This window comes from Mycobacterium angelicum (assembly GCF_002086155.1).
Taxonomy (GTDB): domain Bacteria; phylum Actinomycetota; class Actinomycetes; order Mycobacteriales; family Mycobacteriaceae; genus Mycobacterium; species Mycobacterium angelicum.
Map to the genome: position 1 here is coordinate 32,534 of NZ_MVHE01000004.1, position 12,228 is coordinate 44,761.

11 protein-coding genes are annotated in these 12,228 nt (G+C 67.0%); 5 read left to right on the forward strand and 6 right to left on the reverse strand.

What is annotated here, in order from left to right:
• Genes BST12_RS04040 through BST12_RS04050 form a run of 3 tightly spaced genes read right to left on the reverse strand, consistent with a single transcriptional unit; the run spans window position 1 to window position 2,576 of the window.
• Entirely contained in the window at window positions 1-738 is a 738-nt protein-coding gene (locus BST12_RS04040) for an SDR family NAD(P)-dependent oxidoreductase (RefSeq protein WP_308207367.1), read from the reverse strand.
• Window positions 739-741: 3 nt separating this feature from the next.
• The gene (locus tag BST12_RS04045) at window positions 742-1,545 is read right to left on the reverse strand and encodes a family 1 encapsulin nanocompartment shell protein (RefSeq protein ID WP_083111730.1); all 804 of its coding nucleotides are present in this window, start codon (window positions 1,543-1,545) and stop codon (window positions 742-744) included.
• Entirely contained in the window at window positions 1,542-2,576 is a 1,035-nt protein-coding gene (locus BST12_RS04050; RefSeq protein ID WP_170062046.1) for a Dyp-type peroxidase, read from the reverse strand. Before BST12_RS04050 ends, BST12_RS04045 begins: the two co-directional genes overlap by 4 nt.
• 42 nt (window positions 2,577-2,618) lie before the next feature.
• Here BST12_RS04050 and BST12_RS04055 point away from each other — a divergent pair, with 42 nt between their 5' ends.
• Both BST12_RS04055 and BST12_RS04060 read left to right on the forward strand, forming a co-directional pair.
• Complete coding sequence (locus BST12_RS04055) at window positions 2,619-3,896, forward strand: M18 family aminopeptidase (protein WP_083111731.1); 1,278 nt, start codon at window positions 2,619-2,621, stop codon at window positions 3,894-3,896.
• Between the two features lie 14 nt (window positions 3,897-3,910).
• On the forward strand, window positions 3,911-4,258 hold the full coding sequence (locus BST12_RS04060) for a VOC family protein (RefSeq protein WP_083111732.1): 348 nt from the start codon (window positions 3,911-3,913) through the stop codon (window positions 4,256-4,258).
• Here BST12_RS04060 and BST12_RS04065 read toward each other — a convergent pair.
• Window positions 4,252-4,896 (reverse strand): acetyl-/succinyl-CoA transferase, encoded by a 645-nt coding sequence (locus BST12_RS04065; RefSeq protein ID WP_083111733.1) that lies wholly within the window; start codon window positions 4,894-4,896, stop codon window positions 4,252-4,254. The two genes, BST12_RS04060 and BST12_RS04065, sit on opposite strands and share 7 nt — an antisense overlap.
• Window positions 4,897-4,965: 69 nt before the next feature.
• A complete protein-coding gene (locus BST12_RS04070; protein WP_083111909.1) occupies window positions 4,966-6,570 on the reverse strand; it encodes a PE family protein in 1,605 nt (534 codons plus the stop codon).
• A 151-nt stretch (window positions 6,571-6,721) separates the two neighbouring features.
• Here BST12_RS04070 and purL point away from each other — a divergent pair, with 151 nt between their 5' ends.
• Genes purL through cpdA form a run of 3 tightly spaced genes read left to right on the forward strand, consistent with a single transcriptional unit; the run spans window position 6,722 to window position 10,600 of the window.
• Window positions 6,722-8,998, forward strand: a complete 2,277-nt coding sequence (gene purL / locus BST12_RS04075; RefSeq protein ID WP_139801490.1) for a phosphoribosylformylglycinamidine synthase subunit PurL — start codon at window positions 6,722-6,724, stop codon at window positions 8,996-8,998.
• A complete protein-coding gene (locus tag BST12_RS04080; protein WP_245850065.1) occupies window positions 8,986-9,588 on the forward strand; it encodes an Rv0804 family intramembrane glutamic endopeptidase in 603 nt (200 codons plus the stop codon). Before purL ends, BST12_RS04080 begins: the two co-directional genes overlap by 13 nt.
• A 55-nt stretch (window positions 9,589-9,643) precedes the next feature.
• Window positions 9,644-10,600: a 3',5'-cyclic adenosine monophosphate phosphodiesterase CpdA gene (cpdA, locus tag BST12_RS04085; RefSeq protein ID WP_083111912.1), complete on the forward strand. Its 957-nt coding sequence runs from the start codon at window positions 9,644-9,646 to the stop codon at window positions 10,598-10,600.
• Here cpdA and BST12_RS04090 read toward each other — a convergent pair.
• Complete coding sequence (locus BST12_RS04090; RefSeq protein WP_083111734.1) at window positions 10,545-12,134, reverse strand: stealth family protein; 1,590 nt, start codon at window positions 12,132-12,134, stop codon at window positions 10,545-10,547. The two genes, cpdA and BST12_RS04090, sit on opposite strands and share 56 nt — an antisense overlap.
• Window positions 12,135-12,228: the final 94 nt, after the last annotated feature.

The following is a 12,228-nucleotide window of genomic DNA, read 5'->3' on the forward strand; positions in this document are numbered from 1 at the left end:
CTACGGGGCAAAGGAGCTTTCTCCTCCGGTTACGTTCAGGATGGCGCCGTTGACGTAGCTGGCCTCTTCCGAAGCGAGAAAAACGACGGCACTGGCGATTTCGCGCGCATCCGCTGCCCTGCGCAAGGCGGTGATCTTCGCCAACTCTTCGAGAAGGCCTGGTGTGGCTTCCGTTCCGGGTGTGTCGGTCGGTCCCGCGGCCACCGCGTTCACCCGAACCCCAGCCGCGCCGAACTCGTCTGCCCACACCCGGGTGAGTAGTTCCAGGCCCGCTTTGGTGGCACCGTATATGCCGCCCTTATGTTTTGGCGTCGAGGCGGCGATGGTGCTCAGGCTGACTATTGCACCTCGACCCCGCTCGACCATTCCCGGGGCCAATTCCTGAACCAGGATGTACGGGGCACGCATGTTGACGTTCACGTGCTCGTCGAACACCGCGTCGTCGGTTTCCAGCGTCCCGCCGAACTTGAAGATGCCGGCGTTGTTGATCAAGATGTCCACCGGCCCTGCCGCTGTGGCCAGCCGTCGTACATCGTCGGGCTGGTTGAGATCGGCTGCGACGAAACGCGCTTTGCCGCCGGCCGTTTCGATCTCGCGCACCACCTCGCCGCCACGTTCGGCGCTGCGTCCGTGTACCACCACGTCGGCACCGCGCTCGGCGAGTTGCAGCGCAATCGCGCGCCCGATTCCGGATGTGGCGCCGGTGACCAGCGCGACAGAACCAGCCAGCCGCGCCACCACTTACTCCGCCGGGCCCAGCGCGACCGATGCCTCGGCCGTGTAGCACAGGAACGTCAGGGTTTCCTGCAGATACAGCTGCACGGTGTCGGCGTCGTGACTGAGGTAACCGATCGAGACGTCGGTGCCCAGCTGCAGATCGAAATCACCGCCGCGAGTGGTCAATACGAATGCGCCGTCGATGGCCGGTGCCCAGATGATCTCCCCATCGACGAGCCGGTTCAGGTGTTCGCGGATCGGGTATCCGTGTGCGGTGGTTTCGCTGACTTTGGTGTACACGTCGGCAGACAGCAGCACCGAATACGGGCCGTCGACACCGGCGAGCCGCAGCAGGGACAGCGCCTGGCTGATCACGTCGGGGATGTCGCGCGGGTCTTCGGGCAGCGTCAGCTTGGGATTCGAGGTGGCGTGCCGAATGCCCTCGATCGACGCTGGGCCATAACCCTCGAAGATCCCGCGATCCTCCACGAAGGCCAGCTTCTTGGCGGCCTTCTTCACGGGTTCCCAGTCGGAGTCGTTCGAACCGCGCTCGACGTCGTCGATCTCGTTGCGCGACAAGGTGAATGGTACGCGGAGCCGGATCAGGGGTTTACTGTCGCGCAGGTGGGCGATCACGCCGTCGGTGGGCGCCTCCACGTCGATCAGCCGTCCGGTGCTGACGGCCGCGGTGACCGGCCCGCCGGGCTCGCTGACGTCGACCACCCGGCGCCCGGCGATGTGCCGCTTGAAGGTACGCGATGCTTCCAATTCGATTTCCGCCCAAGCCGCTTCGGTGACCGGTGCCAGATCGCGGTACAGGTTGTTCATCGGGAGAGTCCTTTCAGGCTGCCGATTGAAAGTGATCCGTCGTCAGATGCCGGGGTAACAGCAGTAGCCGTCACCTGCGGACCGGGCAGTGGCGGCGGATCGTCGAGGAAGTCGACGGTGGGCGAGAAGAACATGCCGCCGGTGATCGCGCCGGAGAAGTCCAGGATGCGGTCGGTGTTACCCGGCGGATCGCCCAGGAACATATTGCGCAGCATCTGCTCGGTGACCCCGGGTGAGCGCGAATAGCCGATGAAGTACGTTCCGTACTCGCCCCTGCCGACTTCGCCGAACGGCATGTTGTGCCGCACGATCTTCAGCTCGTGGCCGTCGTCGTCGGTGACGACATTGAGCGCGACATGGGAGTTGGCCGGCTTCTTGTCGTCGCCGAGTTCGATGTCTTCCAGCTTGGTGCGGCCGATCACCAGTTCCTGTTCGGTGACCGAAAGCGAGTCCCAGGACGCCATGTCGTGCACGTATTTCTGGACGTGCACATAGCAGGAGCCGGCGAAGTCCGGATCCTCATCGCCAATCGCGGTGGCGCTGACCGCAACCGGGCCGTCCGGGTTTTCGGTGCCGTCGACGAAACCGAGCAGATCCCGGTTGTCGAAGAACCGGAAGCCATGCACTTCGTCGACCACCTTTACCGCGCCGGCCATCGACTTCAGGATCCGGCCGGCCAGCTCGAAGCAGACGTCCAACGCCTCGGCGCGGATGTGGAACAGCAGATCACCCGGTGTGGCCGGCGCGACGTGGCGCGGACCGGCCAGCGGGATGAACGGATGCAGTTCGGCGGGGCGCGGTCCGGCGAACAATCGGTCCCAGGCCTCGGATCCGATCGAAGCGATCACAGATAGGCGTTTGGTCGGGTCACGAAAGCCGATCGCGCGCACCAACCCCGACAGGTCCGGAAGCGCGTCGTGCACAATCGCTTCACCACCCTCGTCGATGGTCGCCACCAGGAAGATGGCGGCAGGCGTCAACGGCGCGAGAACCGGCTGAGACTGAAATGGCGGCACAGCGGGCACAGCCACGACCCTAACGTCTGGACACCGGCGGATGCTAAACATGGGTGCATGGTGGCCACCGCCCTTGGCCTGGGCGAATTTATCGACGTATCGCCGTCGCCCTTTCACGTCTGCCTGACGGTGGCCGCGCGGCTGCTCGAAGCCGGATACACCGAACTCAACGAGGCCGATCGCTGGCCGGAAGAACCGGGCCGCTACTTCACCGTCCGAGCCGGCTCATTGGTGGCCTGGGATTCCACCGGGCAGTCCGACGGCCCGCCCGGCCCCTTCCGGATCATCGGCGCCCACACCGACAGTCCCAACCTGCGCGTCAAGCAGCATCCCGACCGCACCGTGGCCGGCTGGCAGGTGGTGGCCCTCGAGCCGTACGGCGGCGCCTGGCTGAACTCCTGGCTGGACCGGGACCTGGGCATCAGCGGACGCCTCTCGGTGCGCGACGCTCAGCGGTCCGGGGGCGTAACACACCGGCTGGTTCGGATAGACGACCCGATCCTGCGCGTGCCGCAGCTCGCCATCCATCTGGCCGACGACCGCAAGTCGGTCACGCTGGATCCGCAACGACACCTCAACGCGGTATGGGGCGTGGGCCAGCAGGTGGGTTCGTTCCTCGGCTATGTCGCCGAGTGGGCCGGAGTCGCCGAATCCGACGTCTTGGCCGCCGACCTGATGACCCATGCCCTGACGCCGTCGGCGGTGATCGGTGCCGATGCCAGCCTGCTCAGCGCGCCGCGGCTGGACAACCAGGCCAGTTGTTATGCGGGTCTGGAAGCGCTGCTGGCCGCACAGCCGCAAAAATACCTGCCGGTGCTGGTGGTCTTCGACCACGAGGAGGTCGGTTCGTCCTCCGGGCATGGCGCGCAGTCCAACCTGCTGTCCACGGTGCTGGAACGCATCGTGCTCGCGGCCGGCGGCACCAGGGAGGACTACCTGCGGCAGCTGACCGAGTCGCTGCTGGCCTCGGCCGACATGGCGCATGCCACCCACCCCAACTATCCGGAGCGCCACGAACCCAACCATCTGATCGAGGTGAACGCGGGCCCGGTGCTGAAGGTGCACCCGAATCTGCGTTATGCCACCGACGGTCGCACGGCGGCGGCGTTCGCGCTGGCTTGTGAGCAGGCCGGGGTGCCGCTGCAGCGCTACGAGCATCGCGCCGACCTGCCCTGCGGCTCGACGATCGGCCCCCTCACCTCGGCCCGGACCGGAATTCCCACCGTCGACGTCGGGGCTGCGCAGCTCGCCATGCACTCCGCTCGTGAGCTGATGGGCGCTCATGACGTGGCCGCCTACACCGCGGCGCTGCAGGCGTTCTTGTCACCGGCCTGACTTACCATCCGGCCATGGCACTCAACGTAGAGATGGTGACGTTCGACTCCGGCGACCCGGCGAAGTTGTCCAGGTGGTGGGCGGAGAACTTCGGTGGTACCACGCACGAGCTACTGCCCGGCGAGTTCTTCGCGGTGGCGCGGCCCGACGGCCCTCGCCTCGGTTTCCAGAAGGTCGCTGATCCGACACCCGGGAAGAACCGGGTGCACCTCGACTTCAGCGCCGCTGACGTGGACGGCGAAGTGGCGCGGCTGACCGCGGCCGGGGCCACCGAGGTCGAACGCCACCAGGTCGGCGAGAACTTTCGCTGGGTGGTGCTGGCAGACCCCGAAGGCAACGTGTTCTGCGTGGCCGGTCAGTAGTCGAGTCGAAAGAGCGGTCGGCAGCGGTCGAATCCGTCCACCCGCACGTCGACCGGGCGGCGCCGCTGCCACTCGTCGCGGCTCAACCGGAACCGCAGCTGCTCGACCATCACACCGTCGCGCGCCAGCCGGTCCGCGCCATCGTCGCGGTAGCCGTGGCGGCGCGATACCGCGATGGAGGCCGGGTTGTCGACGAACGACGCTGAGGTCGCCACCTCCGCGCCCAGCTGCTCGAACGCGAAATATAGTGCAGCCGAACGCATTTCGGTCCCATAGCCCTGGCCCTGGTAGTTCAGGCCGAGCCACGAGCCGGAATCGACCTGGCGGGTGATCGGAAAGTCTTTCGCCCGCAGCCCCTGGACGCCGATGGCTCTCCCGTCGACGACGACAGCCAGCGGCAGCGCCCAGTCATACCAGCGGAAGCCGGCCAATTCCCGCCACAGGTACGACAGCGTGTTGAACGGAAGGTCGGCTTGCGAGGCTCGCGTCCACGGGATGGAAAATGGCATCCGGTCCGGGTCGTGCACGCCACCGAGAATGGTGTCGATCAGCTGGTCGGTCAGCTCCTCGTCGGGCAGCCGCAACTGCAGGCGCGCGGTGGTGATGCGCAGGTCGAACAGCGGCCAGTGGCGGGACATCGGATCATTATCCGGACTCCCCATAACGCTGTCAGCCCAATTTCGTCGGGGCCTAGACCGGGTCGTGCGTTAGCTTGCCCCCGGCGCACCATCTGAGCCGAACTGCTGTCCGCCCTTACCACCCGTGCCACCAGGTCCGCCGAAGATGCCGTCCCCGCCGTTTCCGCCGTTGCCGATCCACTGGGCGCTACCGCCGTTGCCGCCGGCCGCGGGCAGCCCCAGACTCGTGCCCGCGTCACCGCCGGCACCGCCGCCGCCGATCAGCCCGCCGGTGCCGCCGTTGCCACCGTCACCACCGTTGCTGCCGATGCCGCCGCCCAAGCCAGCTCCACCCACGCCGCCGGACCCGCCGTACCCGAATAACCCGATCGCGTTGCCGCCGTTACCGCCCTTGCCGCCCGGGATCCCAGCTCCACCTGAGCCGCCCGCGCCGCCGTTGCCGACGAACGTGCCGCCGTTACCGCCGGCACCTCCGGCGGATGGCGTTCCGCCGTCGCCGAATTGCCCGTTGCCGCCGGCACCACCGTCGCCCCATAACGATGCGTTGCCCCCATTGCCTGCAAGCCCTCCGTTGAAGCCCAAGCCGCCGTCGCCGCCGTCGCCGGCGTCGCCGAACATCCCGCCGTTGCCGCCCCCACCGCCGTTGCCACCGTTGCCGTTAATGGTGCCCGCAGACCCACCAATCCCGCCGTCCCCACCGCTCCCGATCAGACCACCCGTACCGCCATGGCCGCCGTTACCGCCGTTGCCATTGCCGCCGAAGCCGCCATTGCCGCCGGCGCCGCCGTAACCCACCAGCCCGCTATTGCCGCCGGTACCGCCCGATCCGCCGTCGTCGTCACCGATACCGCCGTCCCCACCGGCGCCGGCCAGGCCCAACATGCCGGCGTTGCCGCCGCTGCCGCCGTTTCCTCCGTTGCCGCCATTTGGTCCGCTGATCCCGCCCGTACCTCCGAGGCCGCCGTTGCCGTACAGGCCGACCGCATTGCCGCCGGCGCCGCCTTGCCCTCCGTTGGCGCCGACGGAGAGCGCTCCAACGCCACCGGGGCCGCCGGCACCTCCATTGCCGAATAGCCAGCCACCGGTCCCGCCGGCTCCGCCCGGGTTGCCGGGTGCTGAGCTGGCTGTGCCCGGCCCGCCGGCCCCGCCGTGCCCACCGTTGCCGATCATCCCGGCCGCTCCACCGTCACCGCCGGCCTGTCCCGCAGCGCCGGACCCGCCATTACCGCCGTTGCCGTACAACAATCCGCCGGCTCCGCCGGGCTGCCCGCTGTTGGGCATCCCGTCGGTGCCGTTGCCGATCAGCGGTCGGCCCAATACGGCCTGGGCGGGCGCATTTACCGCATTGAGCACGTTGTGCGCCGCGGCTGGTATCGCCTGCAGCGGAGCTGCGTTGACCGCTTCGGCGGCCGCGTAGGAGCTGGCGCCCGCGCCGAGTGCCCGGACAAACTCGTCGTGGAAAGCCACCGCCTGAGCGCTCAACATCTGATACGCCTGCCCATGGGTATCGAACAACGCCGCGATCGCCGCCGATACCGCATCTGCGCCGGCAGCCATGACACCCGTGGTCGGGATTTCCACAACGGCGCTGGCGGAGCTGATCGACGCACGGATACAGGCGAGATCTGCGGCCGCTGCCGCCACCAAGTCCGGCGACGCAATCACGAAAGACATCACTTCTCCCACCAAGTCCGGTCCGGGCACCGCGGGAAAACTCGGTACCAGCAAATCGTAGGAGGGTTGATCGGCCGTGATGACAGCTTTGGCCGGTAAGCGCGGCAGACATCTTCTCTAGACTGTGTCCGTGACGAGCGCGCCCCCCCATGTGAATGACACCGTCGAACATGCCGCCACCACTCCCGACCAGCCGCAGCCGTTTCACGAGCTGGGCCTCAAAGACGACGAGTACCAGCGAATTCGCGACATCCTGGGACGCCGGCCCACCGACACCGAGCTGGCCATGTACTCGGTGATGTGGAGCGAACACTGCTCGTACAAGTCCTCCAAGGTCCACCTGCGCTACTTCGGCGAGACGACCAGCGACGAGATGCGCGCCGGCATGCTGGCCGGCATCGGCGAGAACGCCGGCGTCGTCGACATCGGTGACGGCTGGGCCGTCACGTTCAAAGTGGAATCGCACAACCACCCGTCTTACGTCGAGCCCTACCAGGGCGCGGCCACCGGCGTCGGCGGCATCGTCCGCGACATCATGGCCATGGGTGCCCGTCCGGTGGCCGTCATGGACCAGTTGCGGTTCGGCGCCGCCGACGCTGCCGATACCCGCCGCGTGGTCGACGGCGTGGTCCGTGGCATCGGCGGCTATGGCAACTCGCTGGGCTTGCCCAACATCGGCGGCGAGACGGTCTTCGACGCGAGCTATGCCGGCAACCCGTTGGTCAATGCGATGTGCGTGGGCGTATTGCGCCAGGAGGACCTGCATTTGGCGTTCGCCTCGGGCACTGGCAACAAGATCATCCTGTTCGGCGCGCGCACCGGTCTGGACGGCATCGGCGGCGTGTCGGTACTGGCGTCGGACACGTTCGATATTGAAGACGGCGGGGGACCGGCCCGCAAGAAGCTGCCCTCGGTGCAGGTGGGCGACCCGTTCATGGAGAAGGTGCTCATCGAATGCTGCCTGGAGCTCTATGCCGGCGGCCTGGTGATCGGCATCCAGGATCTGGGTGGAGCCGGATTATCCTGCGCCACATCGGAATTGGCTTCAGCGGGCGATGGCGGCATGGCAATCCAGCTGGACACCGTACCGCTGCGGGCCAAGGACATGACACCGGCCGAGGTGCTGTGCAGCGAGTCGCAGGAACGCATGTGCGCTGTCGTAGCGCCCGAAAATGTGGACGCCTTCCTCGCGGTATGCCGCAAATGGGAGGTGCTGGCCACCGTGATCGGCGAGGTCACCGACGGCGACCGGCTGCAGATCACCTGGCACGGCGAGACCGTCGTCGACGTGCCGCCGCGCACGGTGGCCCACGAGGGGCCGGTGTACCAGCGCCCGGTCGCCCGTCCGGAATCGCAGGACGCCCTCAACGCCGACACCTCGGCGGGGCTGCCGCGCCCGAAGACCGGCGACGAACTGCGTGCGACTTTGCTTGCGCTGCTTGACAGTCCGCACCTGTGCAGCCGCGCATTCATCACCGATCAATACGACCGCTACGTGCGCGGCAATACCGTGCTGGCCGAGCACGCCGACGGCGGAGTGTTGCGCATCGACGAGTCCACCGGCCGCGGCATCGCGCTGTCGACCGACGCCTCGGGCCGCTACACCAAGCTCGATCCCTACACCGGTGCCCAGCTCGCGCTGGCCGAGGCCTACCGCAATGTCGCCGTCACCGGCGCCACTCCCGTCGCGGTCACCAACTGCCTCAATTTCGGCTCGCCCGAAGACCCGGGTGTCATGTGGCAGTTCTCCCAGGCGGTGCGCGGCTTGGCCGACGGCTGTGCGGCCCTTGGCATTCCGGTAACCGGCGGCAACGTCAGCTTCTACAACCAGACCGGTTCGGCGGCCATCCTGCCCACGCCGGTGGTCGGCGTGCTCGGTGTCCTGGACAACGTGAGCCGACGTCTTCCGACCGGGCTGGGCACCGAACCCGGCGAAACGCTGATCCTGTTGGGCGACACCCGCGACGAGTTCGACGGATCGATCTGGGCGCAGGTGACGGCGGACCATCTGGGCGGGCTGCCGCCGGCGGTGGACCTGGCCCGGGAGAAGCTTTTGGCCGACGTGCTGACGGCGGCATCGCGTGACGGGCTGGTGTCCGCGGCGCACGATCTGTCCGAAGGCGGCCTGGCCCAGGCGCTCGTGGAAGCGGCGCTGGCCGGCGAAACCGGCTGTCGCATAGTGCTTCCCGAAGACCAGGATCCATTCGTGCTGCTGTTCTCCGAATCGGCGGGCCGCGTGTTGGTCGCCGTGCCGCGCACCGAGGAGAGCCGATTCCGTTCCATGTGCGAAGCGCGTGGCCTGCCCGCGGTCCGCATCGGCGTCGTCGATCAGGCTTCCGACGAGATCGAAGTGCAGGGTCTGTTCACCGTGTCGCTGGCCGAATTGCGTGCGACGTCCGAGGCGGTGCTGCCGCGATTCTTCGGGTAAGCCGGCCGAGTGCGCTGAGCCTGGCCGCGGGCCTGGTCGCTTGGAGTTTCGTCAGCCCGCGGCTTCCGGTTGGGTGGCGCACACCGCTGCAAGCCGGGATGGGAGCCGCTCTGGTTGTGGGCACCCGTGCGCCCCTGGGACTCAAACCGCCACGGCTGTGGGCGGGATTGCGGCTGGGGTCAGTGGCCGGGGCGGCGGTGGTGTTCGCCATCGCGGCCTCGACGTCGATGCCGCCGGTTCGGCTCGCCATGTCGGCGCGCGAAACGCCTGAATCGGTGCCGACGTGGCTGGCGGTGCAGATACCGCTGGGCACCGTCTGGGCCGAGGAGGCCGCGTTTCGCGGCGCGCTGGCTTCCTCCGGCGGGCAAATGCTGCAGGCCGCCGCGTTCGGCCTCTCCCACATTCCGGACGCACGCGCGGCGGGACAGCCGCTGCTACCGACGGTCCTGGTCACCGGCATCGCCGGCTGGTTGTTCGGCTGGCTGGCGCGACGTTGCGGCAGCCTGGCCGCGCCGATGTTGGTGCACCTGGCCATCAACGAGGTCGGCGCGATGGCCGCGTTGGTCATCCAGCGCCGCTATACTCGTTAGCCCGCGTCAAAAATCGACAAGCTTCAACAAGCAATGAAAGGGTGTGGCACCTCCGGTGCACAGACTTAGGGCCGCGGAGCATCCGCGGCCGGATTACGTTCTCTTACATATCAGCGACACTCATCTCATCGCAGGGGATCGCCCGCTCTACGGTGCGGTAGCCGCCGACGACCGGCTGGGCGACCTGCTTCATCAGTTAAAAGATTCCGGGTTGCGTTTCGACGCAATCGTTTTCACCGGCGACCTGGCCGACCAGGGTGAGCCTGCGGCCTATCGCAAGCTTCGCGACCTGGTCGAGCCGTTCGCCGAAGCGCTTGGCGCCGAACTTGTTTGGGTGATGGGCAATCACGACAACCGCGCCGAACTGCGCAGGTTCCTGCTCGACGAGGCGCCGTCGATGGCACCCCTTGACCGGGTGCGCATGATCGACGGCCTGCGCGTCATCACCTTGGACACCTCGGTACCCGGTCACCACTACGGCGAAGTCCGGGCGGCCCAATTGGATTGGCTGGCCGCGGAATTGGCGACGCCGGCGCCAGACGGCACCATTCTGGCACTGCATCATCCACCGATTCCGAGCGTGCTGGACATGGCCGTCACGGTGGAGCTGCGCGACCAGGCTGCGCTGGGCCGGGTGCTCAAGGGCAGCGATGTCCGTGCGATTCTCGGTGGGCACCTGCACTACTCGACCAACGCGACCTTCGTCGGCATCCCGGTGTCGGTGGCCTCGGCCACCTGCTACACCCAGGACCTCACCGTCGCCGCCGGAGGGACCCGCGGCCGAGACGGCGCCCAGGGCTGCAACCTCGTGCACGTCTACCAGGACACCGTCGTGCACTCGGTGGTTCCGCTTGGCGGCGGTCAGACCGTGGGCACCTTCGTTTCACCCGAGCAGTCGAAACGCGAAATCACCGAGAGCGGCATCTTTATCGAGCCGTCCCGGCGGGATTCGCTGTTCAGCCACCCTCCGATGGTGTTGACACCGTCGGCACCGCAAAATCCGGCCGGCTGACGTCGGCGGCCACCTTCTCCCAGGGTGCGGGGATCGGGAAGTAGCGCTCTAAGAAGGTGACCACCAGTTCGGCGCGCTCGGCCGCGGATACCTCGGGGAAGCTGCCGTCATTGAGGCAGAAGAAGTCGTATCCGCGTCCCTTGCGCAATTCGGGAAGCAATCCCAGGCCCGCGTAGCTCGTCGTGTCGACATAGAGCACCTTCGCCTTTTCCTGCGGAACGGCGCGACCGGTCATCAGCGCGTAGTAGTGATAGAACGAGTTGGTCACCGAAATGTCGGTGCCCGACCGGAATGCACTGGCCTGCGTGCGCGCGAATTCCTCTGGGAATTCCCGCTCCAGCTCAATCAGCACGCTCTTGCGCAACGGTGCCGCCGTGTGCTCGAGGTGACGAGTGATCACCTGCCCGAACCGCTCGTAGAGCAACCCGCGATTCACCCGGGCGGCGTTCTCAAAGCCGCTGCGGGTGGGGTCGTTGGCGCCCAGCCCGATTCGCGTCTTGGCCTCGATGAACCGGCTGACCCCGCCCGGTGAGAAGAACATGCTGGCCTTCAGCGGCCGCCCGAAGAACATGTCGTCGTTGGAGTACAGGAAATGCTCGGCCAGATCCGGAATGTTGTGCAGCTGACTTTCCACCGCATGCGAGTTATAGGTGGGCAGTGCGGCGGGGTCGGAGAAGTGGTCCTCGGCGCGCACGATGGTGATCTTCGGGTGTTCGGCCAGCCACGGCGGGGGTGCGGAATCGGTGGCGATGAAGATGCGACGGATCCACGGGGCGAACATGTTCACCGAACGCAGCGCGTATTTCAGCTCGTCGATCTGACGAATCCGGGCCTCGGCTTCGTCGCCCTCGCCGATCACGTGCTGGGACATCTGCGCGGCGCGCCGCGCACGGAACTCGGGGTCGTTACCATCGACCCAGGAGAAGACCAGGTCGATGTCGAAAGTCACGTCGCTGGCGTGCGGGGTGAACATCCCCTCGATGGTCGCCCACTTGTAGCCGTGAAGCTTGACGGTCGCCGGGACCAGCTCCGCGCGGGGCAGCACCTTGCGGGTGAGCGAATTCTCCACCGGGCAGCGGATCAAGTCTTCGTCGAAAACCCAGAACTGGATCTCCACACCGAAGGCGGGCCCGTAGCGAAATCCGCCCGGCGCGATGCGGCGCCGGTAGAGCCGCACTATGTGCGGATCGACCAGCCCAGACAGCCCGCCGGTGGCCACCAGGACCGGGGAAAGTCCACGCTCGTCAATGGTTTTGGCGTACATCGGCTCGGTGGCGCATGCCGCAGCAAGCGCACGCTCGACCGCGGGACGCAGTTCGATGTTGATCGCCAGCACCGGGCGGCCCTTGTGATTGCGGATCAGCAGGAACGGAATATCGGCCTTGGTCAACACTTTTCGCACAAAGACCAGATCCTCGATCTGGGCCTCGTGCGGGGTGAGGCTGGATTCCAGGCGGGCGATCTTGCCGCGCCTAGTTACAATGATGGGATTCATGGCGGGCGGAACGCCTTCGCGCGACATGAATTTGGGCATTCGGAACACCGCCTTAACGAGTTGGGACTACGGCACCGGAGAGGATCTCACACATCCGGCGCCCGCGCACCGCGGCGACCAGGCATTTACAAAG